General features: G+C 54.2%; 10 protein-coding genes. 6 read left to right on the plus strand and 4 right to left on the minus strand.

Annotated features, from left to right (window positions below; genetic code table 11):
• Nucleotides 1-60: 60 nt before the first annotated feature.
• From HFP54_RS15455 to HFP54_RS15465, 3 genes are all read right to left on the minus strand, one after another.
• On the minus strand, nt 61-1,656 hold the full coding sequence (locus tag HFP54_RS15455; RefSeq protein ID WP_168565808.1) for a LamG-like jellyroll fold domain-containing protein: 1,596 nt from the start codon (nt 1,654-1,656) through the stop codon (nt 61-63).
• Nucleotides 1,653-2,189 (minus strand): sigma-70 family RNA polymerase sigma factor, encoded by a 537-nt coding sequence (locus HFP54_RS15460; protein ID WP_146413257.1) that lies wholly within the window; start codon nt 2,187-2,189, stop codon nt 1,653-1,655. Before HFP54_RS15460 ends, HFP54_RS15455 begins: the two co-directional genes overlap by 4 nt.
• 201 nt (nt 2,190-2,390) lie before the next feature.
• The gene (locus HFP54_RS15465; protein ID WP_168565809.1) at nt 2,391-4,943 is read right to left on the minus strand and encodes a sialidase family protein; all 2,553 of its coding nucleotides are present in this window, start codon (nt 4,941-4,943) and stop codon (nt 2,391-2,393) included.
• Between the two features lie 485 nt (nt 4,944-5,428).
• On the opposite strand from HFP54_RS15465, the gene HFP54_RS15470 reads away from it, so the two are divergent.
• The 4 genes from HFP54_RS15470 to HFP54_RS15485 all read left to right on the plus strand — a co-directional run bounded on the left by HFP54_RS15470 (nt 5,429) and on the right by HFP54_RS15485 (nt 11,626).
• A complete protein-coding gene (locus HFP54_RS15470; protein WP_168565810.1) occupies nt 5,429-7,006 on the plus strand; it encodes a sulfatase-like hydrolase/transferase in 1,578 nt (525 codons plus the stop codon).
• A gap of 116 nt (nt 7,007-7,122) precedes the next feature.
• Nucleotides 7,123-8,619: a hypothetical protein gene (locus HFP54_RS15475; RefSeq protein WP_168565811.1), complete on the plus strand. Its 1,497-nt coding sequence runs from the start codon at nt 7,123-7,125 to the stop codon at nt 8,617-8,619.
• Nucleotides 8,620-8,699: 80 nt separating this feature from the next.
• Nucleotides 8,700-10,142 carry a hypothetical protein gene (locus HFP54_RS15480; protein WP_168565812.1) on the plus strand — a complete coding sequence of 481 codons (1,443 nt, stop codon included), beginning with the start codon at nt 8,700-8,702 and terminating at the stop codon, nt 10,140-10,142.
• Nucleotides 10,143-10,240: 98 nt separating this feature from the next.
• Entirely contained in the window at nt 10,241-11,626 is a 1,386-nt protein-coding gene (locus tag HFP54_RS15485; RefSeq protein WP_168565813.1) for a glycoside hydrolase 5 family protein, read from the plus strand.
• A 295-nt stretch (nt 11,627-11,921) separates the two neighbouring features.
• On the opposite strand, the gene HFP54_RS15490 is transcribed toward HFP54_RS15485, so the two are convergent.
• Nucleotides 11,922-12,191, minus strand: a complete 270-nt coding sequence (locus HFP54_RS15490) for a hypothetical protein (protein ID WP_168565814.1) — start codon at nt 12,189-12,191, stop codon at nt 11,922-11,924.
• Between the two features lie 105 nt (nt 12,192-12,296).
• Between HFP54_RS15490 and HFP54_RS15495 the strand changes: the two genes are divergently transcribed.
• Together HFP54_RS15495 and HFP54_RS15500 are read left to right on the plus strand one after the other, a co-directional pair.
• Nucleotides 12,297-13,373, plus strand: a complete 1,077-nt coding sequence (locus HFP54_RS15495) for an SAM-dependent methyltransferase (RefSeq protein WP_168565815.1) — start codon at nt 12,297-12,299, stop codon at nt 13,371-13,373.
• A gap of 72 nt (nt 13,374-13,445) precedes the next feature.
• The gene (locus tag HFP54_RS15500) at nt 13,446-14,984 is read left to right on the plus strand and encodes a sulfatase (RefSeq protein ID WP_168565816.1); all 1,539 of its coding nucleotides are present in this window, start codon (nt 13,446-13,448) and stop codon (nt 14,982-14,984) included.
• Nucleotides 14,985-15,185: the final 201 nt, after the last annotated feature.

The raw sequence follows: 15,185 nt of genomic DNA on the forward strand, positions 1-15,185 counted from the left end.
AGACGGACGCAACGCAGCACGCCGACACAACGCAGTATTCGAAACGGCTCAATCGCTACGTCAGGGACGTCCGCTCTGGTAAAGCGATTGAATTTCTGCCTGCGATAACGCAGCGTCGAACAGGGTCAACTCGTCGATTTTGCCGTTGAAGTTGCGGATCTTTTGAGGGCTGTACTCCATCGGCGTACCCCAGTTTCCGATCTCGGTTTCCCCGAAACGCAGCTTGAAGTTCTCCGTTTGGATCGGCGATGATCCGACACGGCTTCCGTTGATAAAGTGGCTCACCTTCCGAGCCCGACTGTCGTACACCGTGGCCAAGTGCGTCCAGCGTCCCAGGTGCTTGATGTTAAGAATCGGTTTCGAGTCGTAGGCGACGTGGCCATCGGGAGTTTTGACACCCAACAGCAGCCGTCCATCGTTACGCATTTGCCAGTGCGCTTCACCAACTTCATAGCCGTTGGTCAGCATCAAGGCGATGAAAGGACGGTCGAGGCCGTCGATTCGGACCCATGCCGAGTAAGTCAGGGAATCGTATTGGCCAGGAATCTGCAAACGAATTCGGTCACCGGGGTGCTTGAATTCCAATGCGTCCTTGCCGGGCCAGCGACCTTCGGTCCAGCGGCAACCGATGATTGCACCATCACGCTTTCCACGTTGGGCAAGATGGCTTTGCAACATGCGCCCCGATGGCTCTTCTTTGGCAAAGCCATAATGCAGGATCACTCTTGGGTCATTCGACTTCTGCGATTGGCCAACCTGCCATTGCCTCAGTCGAGCGGCGTCTCGCATGCCTGATAGTTCGGAAAGCTTTGAGGTGGAAACAAAGTCGACCGCAGCATCCTGCGACTGAACAATCTCGCCGTCGGCCTCAATGACAGCGCTCTCGTTTTCGCCAAATTCCAATCGCGTTGCCAAAGCACGATGCGTGCCCGACTTGTACAGTTCAACCTTGCCGTCGAATACATGAACCGATGCACTGCCATCGCTGGCCACATCCATTCCAAACTCCGTGCCCAGATCCACAAGCTCCACTTTGGGCGAAAGCACGGTGAATCCCTCCGCTTGCGGTGGAACACGAGCCCGCAGTCGTCCACGATGACAAATTAGACGGTCGGCACTGATAAATTCCAACTCCGCCGGGCCTTCCACCACCAGCACCGCTCCGCGATAGAATTCAAGTTGAATGAGCCCTGATTCCAACGTGACCCTGCCGGGCGAAACACTGGATCCCATGGCCAGTTGGATTTGACCGGACCAACGCGCGTCGTAACTTTGCGTGACGACGGCAACGCCTTCGTCCAGCAGTTCAGTGGCAAGCGACTCGGCTGGCCTGTCCGGATCGCCGGGCCAAAACACGATCAACAGAATTGTGGCACAAACCGCCAGCGCCATCGCAACAGCTGGCCGATTCCATGGATTGGTTGGTTTCTGGGCAAGTTTAGGCGAAGCGAAAGGTATTGCAGCCGAACTGCCGGACGGAGCGTCATCGCTAAGCATCGCGGTCAATTGCATCAGCTCCGCGAATCGTCGACGCGCCCCGGGTTTGGAATCCAACAAGTGCTGCAATTCAGCGGACTGATCATTCGATAGATCGTCTTCGCGGAGCGATCCGACAAGTTCATCGAATCGATTCCAATCACCAGTGGACTGACTCATTGCACGCCCTCGGTTCGAAGTGTTTCATTGATGCAATCAAGTAGCATCGATTGAATTCGATTCAGCCTCTTGTAGATCGCGACTCGGCTACGTCCAAGTTGATCGGCAATGGATGTAACGCTTTGCGCCATCTCAAATCTCGCGGTCAGCAACTCGCGTCCCGACGGATCGACCTTTTGCAGGCAACGCTGCATCGCATCGTGTCTTGCATCGGCCTCACAGCTGACCGCGACCGCTTCGTCGGCCAGCAACGAGAATTGCTGATCGTCCAGCGGAAGTGGCACAGACTTTTGTTTTCGTCTCCAGTTCAATATTGTCAATCGAGAAACGGCCATTCCCCACGCGGCGAAATCGGTGCCGCGTTCAAATTTGTCAAACTTTTGCCACAGCAATGCGCTGACATCCTGAAGAATGTCTTCGGCAGCAGCACGGTCGTGGACCAGCGTAAGAATGAATCCATAGATGCGCCGCTGGTTGGCAACCAACAGGCGAGAGAACACTTGGACCGTTTCGTCATCGCTTTCTGAGTTCATCGTTCTTTGGACTTTTCGATTCTTCCGATTTCACTGTCCGAAGCATTCCGTGGTGTGCCAGGGATCCTGATAGGGCAGTGCCAGACTTTCGGTAACGATCGACGTCAGACGCTGGTAGTGCTGTGATTCCCTGGCTCTGGCCGGCGTAAGACCACAATGCCTGCGGTTGCGTGTCAAATGCGTCCGAGTGAGTAGACGTACTTAATCGTTTGTGATGTTGGCCGCGTTAAACGTCATCGCCGTTCCGCTTGATTCCTGGTTCTTTTCTCCGGTCGCGACGATCCGAAGCACGTGATAGTCCTGCTTCAGGTCTTGTCGTTCGTAACCTGTAACGTCGAACCGATCACGTTCGCTGTAAAGGTCAAACTGTCCCTGCGGTTTGCCATCCAGTTCGATGTCAACGATTCCCAAGTCAGCACTCTGCACGCATTTGTACTCGACCCCCGTGCCGTAAAAATGGATCTCGATGGCGTAACCGGGGGTGGCGCGGAACTTGTAGTACGACGCCAGATATGCATGCGGACTCTTGATCTTCTGGAAAAGGTTTGGCGTTCTTGCAAAGATCACGTCGCCCACTTCCGCGTCGTACGCGTCGTAGCGTTTCATCTCTTCCGGCGTACCAAACGTCAGCGGGATCTCTTTCCCGTTCGGATCGCGCAGCATCAGCAACGGCACTTTCGGCAGTCGCTGAATCGTTCGCAAGACATTGCTCCAGGATCGACCATCATCGGTCGAACGATAGATGCCATCGACAGTCGGGGCGAAGAACACAGAATCGTCGCCGTCACCGCTCGAGAACGCCGGACCGCTATACAGCCATTTCCCTCTCAGACCAAAGTGGCTCCACGTTCTGCCGGCGTCTTGGGATCGGAATACGCCTTCGCCAAAGGTGGATGCGAACAGAGTTTGGTCGTCGGCATAGCGCGGCGAGAAGGTCAGGTTGTCGATGTACTTGCCGTCAAGTCCCAGTTTGGTCGGCTCGAACGTTTGCCCCTCGTCGACCGATCGGTGTAACCGTCCGCCGGCGTCCATGGAATAGACCAATCCGTCTTCATCAAAGTCGGGCGAGACGAACAGTTTCTGTGATCCGATTGGTGAAACCTGTGTCCACGATTCGCCGGCGTCTTGGGATCGAAAGATGCCCTGTGCCGTGGCAGCGAAAACCAGCTTTTGTTTTGATCCCCGCGGTGTGAACGCAAATCGATTGATGTAATTATTGCTTTTCCCGATCGAAAGCTGCGAAAGTTTTTTGGTCTTGTCGTTGAATCTCCAAACGTGCTTTTCCGGTACACCTAGAATCCGTCGCGGTACTGAGAAAAGAAAGATCAGCCCATCGTCGGCAAAATCGGGTGAAACGCCCATTTTGCGATACAGCACCGGCTTGCCAATCACTTTGGCCGTATCGGCCTGCACGACGTGCGACCATGACCGGCCAGCATCCGCGGACCGATAGAGCCCGGTGGCGATGTCCAGGACAAAGATCGTCTTGTCGACTTCGTAGTTCGGCGACAGTTCCATGCCGTTGGCGAAAGCGGATGTGATGCCGATATTGGCGCTGCTCCATGTCATTCCGTTGTCGTGCGAGCGATAGATCCCGCCGTTGTACGTCGCAGCAAAGACGTCACGTGACGGTTCCCCCGGTGCGGGATAGACGAAGTATCCCCACTTCGGGTTCCAAACGTTGATGTGCCGCCAAAACTTTCCGCTGTCCGTCGTCTTGTACACCCCAGTCGTCTTGCCCAGAAAGATCGTCTTGTCATTTCGGTAGTTTGGCGAAAAAGCGATCTGATTGATCAGGATGTTCACATGATGAACCCAACGACTCAGCCCGTTGGAACGCACCGTCCATTCGTCGCCACCGTTCTGTGAAAGGAAGACGAATCCTTTCGCCGTTCCACACGCGATGGTTTGGTCGTCGGAAAAATCAGGCGACATTTTCAGCTTGCAGACGAAATCGTCTTTGCGCGAAAAGACTTGGGTCCACGTCTGGCATTGGTCGACCGAGCTGTGGACCGTTCCGTCCTTCAACGCAATCAGCGCGGTATGACCGTCTGCGGACACATCAAAATCGGTGATCACTTTCGACGCGAAAAGATCCCCCACTGAATCCCATTCGCCTCGATCCGTGTCCAACACGTGGACCGTTCCCGTCCGGTAGTCGACCAGATCCATCCCGTTCTTTCGTTTGGGTGTCTCGTAGAACACCTGGTGGACGAACAATCGATCTCCGACACGCTGCAGTTTTCCAAAGGTGACGTCTGATGGGGAAACGTCGTTTTGGTGCGGATAACCGTCCACCGACTGCAAGCCGTCCGGCCCGATTCGGTGCAACCCGTTTCGTGTCAGCACGTAGATGCTGGTTTCGTCGTTTGCAAAGCAGATCGACAAGACTTGTTCGTCAGCGAAGTCTTTCTGTTTTTCCCAGTTTCGACCGCGATCGACGGACTTGTAGTAGCCTTGGTGAGTCACCATGTAGACGATGCCATCCGTCGAGAAATTTGGCGAGAACGTGTGGCCAGTGACCAGCGTCTGCTGCATCCCCGCGTGGGATTCTGAAAACGTTTCGCCAAAATTGGACGACATCAAATGTGCTTCACCGAATTGCGTCGATGAGGCGAAAACCAACCCGTCGTTTTGGAACGTGGGGCTGACGTCTAGCGAATAGATGATGTCATGCGGCACATGCGCCTGGCAGGTCACTGCAAGAAAGTGGGCAGCAAAGGCCACAAAAGTCGCGAGGCAACGTCGATTCATGATGGGCGTCGATTCATGATGGGCAAGGAGCGTCGGGTAAAGTTCTGGTTTCAAGCTGGAAATGTCGTCAACCTGCGATTTGTAAACCAGGTGATCGGTCCTATCGCGTGTCCAAGCCAATCTTGGAGCCTTTGGAAACGTCCCATGATGTTCGCATCCGCCGCCCATCGGAATCCTGACTGGCCCGTTCCGGATCTGCTGGGCCGGCAAGTTCAGAAAGAGGTTTCGAATTCCCACCTCCGATCGGCAAACGATCGCTTCGCTACGGCACCACAATTGCGATTGCCTGGTTCGTTCGCCCGAATCTTGGCACCGGCCATGCGACGATTCGTCAGTCAGTCGCCGGAACCCAATTTCGTGCTGGTCCTGTACTGTTGACGTCCGTTGTTGGTTTTTTCGATCGCTTTGCAGGTTAACAAAGTTCCGCTTCACGACATTATCCATCGACGACACGACTCGCGACGACCAGGAACGTTCAGACTGCCATGATCCAATTCTTCTGCATTCTTGCTGCGATGACCGCGCTGGACGCGGCGGACCAGCGCCCTAACGTCATCGTGGTGATGGCGGACGACATCAGTGCTCGCGACTTTCCGATCTACGGTTCGACCACATGCTATGGCCAGCCTGCTGTCACTCCGGTCATCGATCGCTTGGCAACCGAAGGCTGCTACATCAACACTGCTTGGTCATCGACCGTTTGCATGCCCACCCGTGCAATGGTGATGAGCGGTCGATACGCACATTTGACGAAATGGTGGGACAATGGCGAATTTGGGAAATCCAAACGCGGTGGGATCTATCCGATCGCTGATAGCTCGCCGTTGACGATCGGGCAATTGGCCAAGAAAGCCGGTTACCGATCGATTTGGGTCGGCAAAACGCACGTCACGACCGGTTCAAGTTACACGCGATTCGGTTTTGATGAAGGAGTTTTCACGCCGGGTGAACCTGAGGTTCGCGGCACGAGCCCGTTCGATCACTTTCGAAACCTGAAGAACAAAGAATTCTGGAATTCAGATTCATTTCTGTGGTGGCCGGAGGTGCAAGTCGCGAATCACCCCGACCATCCCGGCACGTCGTTCACGTGGCAGGAAACCGCAATCAGCGATTACGGACCTGACATTGAAATGGATCACATCCTGGAATTCATGGAGCGATCCAAACAGCAGGGCAAACCGTTTTTCGTCTACCACACCTCACACTTGGGCCATCAGGCCGTCGATATGGCCAGCCCACGACACAACATGACTTGGCCCGGGACACCCCGATTGACCTGGAACGCCGATACGAGAACGTATACGCGTCACCGACCGAAGATCACGGCCAATGGCCCGACTGACAAGCTAAGTACGACCTATGAAAAAGAGAACATCACACCGGACGAGCTGAAGTTTCAGATCGAATATCTGGATTTCCAATTGTGGCAGTACCTTGAGAAGCTCAAGCAGATTGGCGAGTTGGAAAACACCGTCGTCATTTTTACTTCAGACAACGGTACCAAAGGCTGGAAGGCCTCGGTCGAAAAGCAACGTAGTCTGCACGTCCCTCTCATCATTTACGCTCCCGGACAGCCGCAGTTCGTTCAAGGCAAGCAGGACATTCTTTCCGATCTGTCCGACCTGCTGCCAACACTGGCCGAAATCATGGGGGCGGACTTGCCGTCATTCGATGAATATGAGTTGAACGGCACCAGCCTGTGGCCGTATCTGACGAAACAAACACCCGATCATCGCGATTGGATCTACGCCTACAAGGGAAACCGCCAGATGGTCCGCGGCCACCTCTTGCTACGCGATGGAAAAGGCGACTGGTGGGACTGCAGTGACCTTCCACACGACCTGGATTCCTTTCCGCCCATCGAAAACCTCGACGCTCTCTCACCACCGCAGCAAGCGGAAAAAGCGATGATCGATGAGGTCTTGAAACGATTTGCCCGCACCGACGTCGGCGGTCCGCATTCGTTTCACGAAGATCCATCACGACGATTGACTGGCCGCGAAAAACAGAAGATGCGTCTGAAACAAGAAAAGTTGGAAAAGCATCTCATGAAATTTGAGTAGCGGGACCACTCATTCGTTCATGCATCCGTTTGTCGTTGGTCCGAAGCTGGCACCACCGGAAAAATTCTGGGCCCCATGCCGACGCAATCCCGATCGATCTACCCTCGTGTTTATCAATGCAACGAAATCACTTTGTTAACAGTCTTGTGGTTCTGGCCTCGTTCACCCAGTTCATTTACGGAGTTTACGCAGACCAAGTCGACCCCGCGACGATTCAGCTCTCGATCAATCCCAATCGCCAACACGCGTTGTCGCAGGATCTCTACGGCGCGAATAACGAGTGCATCTTTCGTCCCGTTTGGTTCGACCATCCCGCCTATGCCGCTCGATACAACGAAGCGGGCAAACCGTTTTTTCGGTTCCCAGGCGGGACCGGATCAAATTTCTATAACCCGTCCACGGGCTATTTTGACGACGATTCCCCGTCCACGCGTGATTACTCCGGCCACAATGCGCGAATTCACAAGTTCACCGATGGTGCGGGCCGCGTTCCCGATCAGTACCTGAAGTGGGTGAAACAGAACGACGTGGCATACAGTCTTGTATTGAATGTGTGCACCCAAACGTTTGAACAGAACCGAGCTTGGATCGAAAGTCTTGGACGCGAAGGCCACCAAGTCGCTCGAATCGAAATCGGAAACGAAGTCTTCTACGACAGTTACAACTGGGCGTTCCCATCTGCGACTCAGTACGTGCAGCGCGCTCAAAGAATCACCGCCGTGATTCGCAAAGAACTGCCGGATACAGAAATCGGAGTTCTGGTTCCAACTCACTTGTACCAGGATCTTGATTTTCTGACGGAAAAGCGATCTGCCAGAGCCGATCACCCCTACGGCTGGATCAAAGAACTAAAGGGAAAAGAGTTTTTTGACGCCGTTGTTATGCATATGTATTCGCTGACCGAAATGAGCGGTCAAACAGAACCGGAGGATTTTATTCCCTATCTGGAAGGTTACCATCAGTGCGACGAATACCTGACGCTGCGATTTAATAAGACGCTGGCACATCTGAATCGGCTGTTTCCGAAAAAGAAACTTTGGATGACCGAATATGGCGTCGGAGGTTTCGGCGGCACACTCAAGCAGTACAAGCTGCGTGACTCGCATCTGGGAGCACTTCATGCTGACGTCATGCTGATGCGGTTCATCAACCATCCGTCGGTGACGGTCGCACATTGGCACTCGTTCCAGCACTTCTTTGATTTTACAGGTGGCATACAGGGGATCGGTGAGCACCCACACCTGCCCTATACGCATTTTAGCTTGTTCAAGGATGCGATTCGCCAATCCGATTCCGTCCACGCCGTAACTGTTGACGGGGCAGAAGATGACGTCGATGCCACGGTGATGATGAAAGATTCCGCCGGATACTTGATCATCGCCAATCGCCTTGACAACGCCTACAAGATTGAGCAGCCCGTCGTCATGGCCGGCAACAATGCCGTGCGATTGAAAGACGTTTTGCAGTTGAGCCATGTCGATGGCCAACCACTGGCAGTATCCGCACAGAACCTTGAGCGTTGTGAATCCACTACTTGGATCGCACCGCCAAATCAGTCCATCGTGTTGCCACCCTATTCAATCACTCGAATCAAGTTTGATTCCGGCCAATAGTGGCGGTCCGTGTTTGGCTCGCAACACACCGCTGATTGTCTCTCCCTTTCGACCACGACGACCTCTGCCGAGGAATTCCAATGCCCCGAGTTTTGTTGTTATTGATAGCTGTGGCGTTTGCGAATCATGCCGCTGCCACGGAACCTGTCACGAGCGGGCTGGACCAGTACGGCGGCACGACTGCCATCAAAGGGAAGGCCACAGGATTCTTTCATATCGAACAGATTGACGGACGCAATTGGTTCATCACCCCTGATGGCAACGGGTTTTTTGCGGTCGCACTCAGCCACATGCTATCCGGGGAAAGCGATCTCGCCTGCCGGAATATCTACGATGGCGACGCTGATGCTTGGCTGAAAGGTTCGTTTGCAAAGGCGCGCGAGATGGGATTCAACTGTGCTTTGGGAAGTGCGACCAGCCCGGAACGGAATTTGAACGGGTTCGTCGACGTCGAGAAAGCAGAGACGCTTTTCCGGGAAGCCAACTTTCCCTTTTCCGTGGGTGTGATCTTGTTGAAGCACCCCTGGGAGTTTGTTGACGGCGAAACGCTTCCGGACATCTTTGATCCAGACTACGAGCAACTGATTCGCTCTCGCGCAGCACAAGTGTGTACACGTTACAAAGACGATCCATTGTGCATGGGGTATTACTACGGTTTCGGGGCGTTTAACAAATCCGACGAATGGGTCAATCATCACTTCTCGCTGCCGCCGGGAAGCCCTGGCCGCGAGGTGCTTTGCGATCTGTTGATCCAGCGATACCAGGGCGATGCCGAGAAGTTCAACGAGGTCTACGGCACGTCACTGAAAGACATGGCGGAGCTGAAGTCGACTTATTGTCTGACGTACGATAAACAGTACGAACGCCGCAATTTCCCGATTGTCGGCAAGTCCTTGGATGAACGAAAGCTGGCGGATTTTGAAGCAATCGTCTCTCACATGTGCGTTTCACTATACAAACTGGGGCACTCTGCGATTCGGCGATTCGATACCAATCACTTGATCCTTGGCTCGTTCATCAAAGAATGGGCTTTGTCGATGGATTCTTGGAAAAGGGCCGCACCGTACGTGGACATGATCGCCCCGCAACACGTCAACGAGTTCATTTCGGTCAACGAAATTGGCAAAGCGACCGGTTTGCCGATCATCTTTTCCGATGAGTATTTTGGCTTCCACTATCCAGGTGGAAAGGGCAGTTTGCACGCCGGATTGGTGTCACACGATGCACGTGCCGAAGTGTATGCCGCGAACCTGATGCGGCACTTCAAAGATCCGCAGGTCTTGGGCGTGACCTATTGTGCTTGCATGTACGACCAGGGCGGAAACACGTTGGCCAAGAACAATCAGAACGGATTTTACTCACTCCGTGGCGAGCCCAGACAGACGTTGATTGAGACCGTCACGAAGATGAATCATTCAGTCTACGAGCACGTCAGGAACCCCGCCTCGCCGGATGAACTGAATCAACTTCATGAATTCTTGTTCGACAAGTGGAAGGAACACAGTGTCAGAAAGGGGCGGTAGTGAAGCGTTGGTCCGTGACTGACCGTCCCATCTTTGGGATCGAGAAAGCAACGTATTGCTTTGACCCCCATCCGCCAGGCCATTTGGGAATCAAATTCATGAAGAACGTTCTGCCCTTTTTGCTTGCCACTTTTCTGTGCGTTCCGTGTTTCGCTCAGCGAGCAACGGGCTACATCCATGTTGAACAGATCGATGGTGTTTGGTGGTTTGTGAACGCCGAGGGGGAGAAGTTTGTCAGTATCGGCGTCAATCACATTGAACCGCACCTGTGGCTGGCTCCCTATAACAAGTCAGCCACCCTGAGAAAGTATGGGGCCGATATGGTCGATGCCGATGGCCATTTCAACACCCATGGTGACGCGGCCAAAAAGTGGATCAACGCTCAGGTCGAAGTGTCGCAAAGTCTTGGCTTCAATACCTTTGGTAAACATACGCATCCGGCCATCGATCCTCGGCTGTACCAACAGCAGATTTACTACATCGCGTCGCTCGATACGGCCCCGCTGGCCGGTTGGCAACAACGTCTCGGACGTGGCCCGCGACCTGATGTGTTCTCGGCCGACTTCCGCGCGTTCGTCGAAAGACGCGTCGAGCAGGTCACCACGCTCCATCAGGACCAACGCAACTTGATCGGCTATCTGTACACCGACGTGCCCAGTTGGGTCATGGGGCGTGCCGAGCAGGCGGAAAAGAACGATACGACCATGATCTATCCGTGGATCAATGCGATCCTTCCGCTCGGCGAATCGTCGCCGGGGAAACGAAAGTGGCTGGAACACCTGGCTTCCCGTTACCCGGACGCAGAAGCGGCTGCGAAAGCATGGGGGATGCCGATCAGTCCCACGTACGGGATCTCATGGGACGAACTGGCTCGTCAGGTGGACTGGACCCATCCGAACGATGTGGCATCCGCCAAGAAGGATATGGCGTCATTCATGCCGATCATCGCCAAGCAGTGGTACGCCATGCACGAAGAGATCATTCGCAGGCACGACCCGAATCATCTGATTCTTGGCGACAAAAACATGGTGATGTGGCACCACGACTTTGTTTTGCCGGCGATCAGAGAGCACGTCGACGTCGTCTGTGTGCAAGCTTATGGGCCTTGGGAAAGGGACAAACAGCTGACGGACATGATTTACCAGGCTACGGGAAAGCCAATCTTCAACGGCGACGGTTGTTTCGGCTACGCGGGTTCGAACCAGCAACTGTGGGGTGTGAAAGGTTTCCGCACGGGGGCGACATCTGTGGAAGAAGTTGCCTCGCTCTACGAAGACATGCTGCGTGGCATGATGTCCACCCCGTACTACGTCGGCTGGCATCACTGTGGCTATCTGGAACAGTGGGATGCCGCCGAACGCGGCGACTCTCCACGCAATGAAAATGGTTTCCTCGACCCCTTTGAACAGCCGCACAAACAATGGACGGAGGTTCTTCAGCAGGTCAACCATCAAGCGGCAAAATTGCACGAGTCGGCGCGATAGTTCATTCGCCGAACCGGCAATCGCAAGTCTTCACAGCGCCGTGATCATCTTGGCTCGAAGTCAAAACCTCGCCGCCCAGGGGCCCTGACGGCGAACGCCGGGCAGGAAAAGGATCGGAAGCCGGTCACTTTGGCACTTCCGCTTCGTCAAGAATGTTGGCAATCACCAATCGAAGTCAAATTGCTGATCCGGTTCGATTGTTTCCATAGCGTAGCTCGATCGCGTTGGCTTGCTTGCCCAGCACGACCCTTTGTCGGATCCGCCCTTACCCTTCCGCAGTGGTGAAGACAATGTGTTATTGTCGAAAGTTAACCGGGCGGGATAGATTCAAACACAGTCCGGTGGGGGTAAAGATCGAGTCCGACACAGTGGACAAATCGATTACATTCTTGTCGTTGTCGAAATTGCCAACGCCGCTGATTCGGCGTTTGATGGTTTGAGCTTTGCTGTTGCCCACCTCGGCCACCGCACCGGTGAATGCGTGTGTACAGTGCCTGTTGTTAATCGGTGAAGTTTTTTTGCGCTCTTGAATGATAAAGACTTGGTGCAAGTGGGCGGTACTCATGGTCCTTCGTGAGTCCGTGCCGTTCGGGCTGCCCCATGGGGGCCGCTCGAGTTACTTTGAGATTCGAAAGGGTTATTCCGGAAAAAGTCTAGAACGACTGTTTCGGTGAGCGTGCTGCTCACACTGCTAGCCATTGCAATGGTCCAAACTTTGGATGGGTCTCAGTGCCATGGGAACGAAGCTCAGCCAACCCAGTTTTATCTCGTTGGACTGGGCCCGGGTGACGCAGATTTGATGACGTTGCGCGCCGTCGACACCATCAAAAAATCCGACCTGATCCTTTGTCGAAAGCATCACGCTGAAATGCTCCGTGAGTCTCTAAAAGGCAAAGAAGTTCATAGTGAGTTTTCCGACATGATACCGTTTTTCAGTCGAGATCCGTTTCTGTATGAAGGAGAAGATCGTCAACGGGCAGAAGCCTACCAAGCCAAACGGGTGAAGCTTGTCCGCTTGGTGCGGGATGCCGTTGCGGCGGGAAAAACTGTCGCAGTGCTCGATAGCGGGGAGCCCATGATCTATGGCCCACGCACATGGATGCTCAAAGAGTTTGAAGACTTGAAGCCGCAAGTGATCCCTGGCCTGAGTTCGTTCAATGCCGCCAACGCTGCGATTGGTGCCGGGATCACGTCCGGTGGGCGTACCAAGAGTGTCACTTTGACCGCCGGTGACTGGATCAAGACCGACGACACGATCGAAAAACTATCCGTTCATCGCAACACGATGGTGCTGTTTACGATGCGTGCGGAGTTTAGGGATTTTGTCGAAAGGCTTGCGATCAACTACGCACCGGACACGCCCTTGGCCGTTGTCGAGCAAGCGGGGGTACAGAACGAACAAAACGTCATCTACAGCACCGTCGGTGATGCGCTTCGTGAGATTGACGCTGATGACTTGCCGTTCGAGTATCTAATCTATGTTGGCGATTTCCTAAAAAATCGTTTGCGCAAATGGTGCCCATGGTGCCTTTCCATAATGGCGATTAACGTCGTGCCGGTCGCCGGCTTGAAGGCCGCAGAAACCAACGACGCCAGTTTGTTGGGGAGGGCTTCCCGGGGGCAGGCCTCACATTTCTGCTGTTTGTCACGGCATTCTGAATCATTTTGTGTAAGAATTTGCACGAGTCGCCTGGCGATGGAGACACCTCAGGCGGCCGGCTTGAATGAAGCGATCACATGGTTTTGAGACTCGCCGTTGTCGTCCGACGTTCAGAGCGCATCCACCCGTTTTTCAGGATATCCCGAATCAGGTTTGCACATGCCTTTCCACCGACCGTCCAACATCGAATTCATACAGTTGCTGGTCGTCATGCTGTCTGTACCGTTCTCTGCGCCTTTCGCGGCAGCGAACGACATTGCCACACCGCCGAACATTGTGTTCATTATGGCGGACGATCTGGGGTATGCAGACGTCGGGTTTAACGGTTGCAGATGGTTTGAAACTCCCGCCCTGGATGCACTGTCGAAGGACAGTCTGGTTTTTGAATACGCGTACATGTATCCGACGTGTTCTCCGTCGCGAACAGCACTGTTCACTGGCAGACAGTCATTCCGCACAGGTGTCTACACCGTTCCCGTTCTGGAGAAGGGCACGGCCGACGAAAATATCTTCTCCCGTTGGACGGTCACTCATGACCATCCGGTTTACGCCGAGCCTCTTGCGAAGGCGGGGTACAAGTCCATCCATCTTGGCAAATGGCACATCGTTGGCCCGTACCCCAGGCGAGAACTGGCCATGAAGTTTCCGCTGGACCGCAAACTGACGCAGCCCAATCCAGGTGACTTCAGTTGGGTCGAGGATCACAAACAGCCTGCGATCAAGAAGTTCTATCCAGAAGGCCGCGGCTTTCTGAAGAACGTCGGCGGCACGTTTCGTGGTGATCCGGCATTTGAGGAGGGCGGATACAAGAGCGAGGCCGGCGGCTATTGGGCACCGTTCAGTAATCCGTTTATCGAACATCGGAAGGACGATCGCTGGCTGACCGATCGGCTGACTGATGACGCCATCGCGTTCATGAAGCGACACCAGGATGGACCGTTCTTCGTCAATCTGCACTTCTACGCAGTTCACCGTCCCATCCGAATCCGCAGCGAAGCGCTGTTCGCCAAGTACATGAATAAGGACGGTGATCCAAACACCGGCCAGGGACTTAGAAAGAAGCGCGAAGCGATGGCGAAGTATGCCACGGTGGTCGAGTCGATGGATCAAAACGTGGGGCGGCTGGTCCAGTTTCTCGATGACGCCGGGATTCGCGACAACACGATGATCGTTTTTACGTCCGACAATGGCCAGCATCCGATGTACAGCACCAACAACCAATTGCGAGGCGCCAAGGGTGAGATTTACGAAGGCGGCATTCGAGTTCCCACTCTGGTCAGTCACCCGGGGAAAGTGCGGCCGGGGCGAACGGACACTCCGATCTGTGGGCTTGATTGGTTTCCCACGTTCTTGGACGTCGCCCACGTCACGAACCACGAAGGAACACTCGACGGAAATTCGCTCGCACCCTTGCTGCAGGGAACGGACGACTCACTCGCCGATCGGCCATTGTTTTGGCACATCGCGAGCCAATACAAACATGGCACATGTTCAGTCATTCGCAAAAATGACCACAAGCTGATTCAGTTTCTCAAGGACGGGCGTCTGGAACTTTACAACCTGAAAGAAGATCCCGCAGAGCAAAACAATCTTGCGGAATCGAATAGGGAACTGGCTGAGTCGATGCGAATGGAACTGTCACAGTGGCGTAAAGCCAACAAGGTTCCGCTTCCGCCTGAATCCACGCTGCCGTATTGACCAGCATTTACGTCATTTTTCGGGCAAAACCGGCCACTCGTTTGCGGGTCTAACGGGTTTTGGGATTCGCCGGCCAAATGCCTGCGGACGGTCTTGCGGTCGACACTCAGCGTCTCGGCGATCTCACGTTGGGACAGATCATAACGATGTAAATTTTTGATGGCATTGGACTTGGTCACGCTCAAATGATTGGCCACGGCC

It is taken from the genome of Crateriforma spongiae (assembly GCF_012290005.1).
GTDB classification, from domain to species: Bacteria; Planctomycetota; Planctomycetia; order Pirellulales; family Pirellulaceae; genus Crateriforma; species Crateriforma spongiae.

Coding starts and splice junctions, on each gene's coding strand:
- HFP54_RS15455 (WP_168565808.1), bottom strand. CDS start 1,656: ATGAGTCAGTCCACTGGTGATTGGAATCGATTCGATGAACTTGTCGGA.
- HFP54_RS15460 (WP_146413257.1), bottom strand. CDS start 2,189: ATGAACTCAGAAAGCGATGACGAAACGGTCCAAGTGTTCTCTCGCCTG.
- HFP54_RS15465 (WP_168565809.1), bottom strand. CDS start 4,943: ATGAATCGACGTTGCCTCGCGACTTTTGTGGCCTTTGCTGCCCACTTT.
- HFP54_RS15470 (WP_168565810.1), top strand. CDS start 5,429: ATGATCCAATTCTTCTGCATTCTTGCTGCGATGACCGCGCTGGACGCG.
- HFP54_RS15475 (WP_168565811.1), top strand. CDS start 7,123: ATGCAACGAAATCACTTTGTTAACAGTCTTGTGGTTCTGGCCTCGTTC.
- HFP54_RS15480 (WP_168565812.1), top strand. CDS start 8,700: ATGCCCCGAGTTTTGTTGTTATTGATAGCTGTGGCGTTTGCGAATCAT.
- HFP54_RS15485 (WP_168565813.1), top strand. CDS start 10,241: ATGAAGAACGTTCTGCCCTTTTTGCTTGCCACTTTTCTGTGCGTTCCG.
- HFP54_RS15490 (WP_168565814.1), bottom strand. CDS start 12,191: ATGAGTACCGCCCACTTGCACCAAGTCTTTATCATTCAAGAGCGCAAA.
- HFP54_RS15500 (WP_168565816.1), top strand. CDS start 13,446: ATGCCTTTCCACCGACCGTCCAACATCGAATTCATACAGTTGCTGGTC.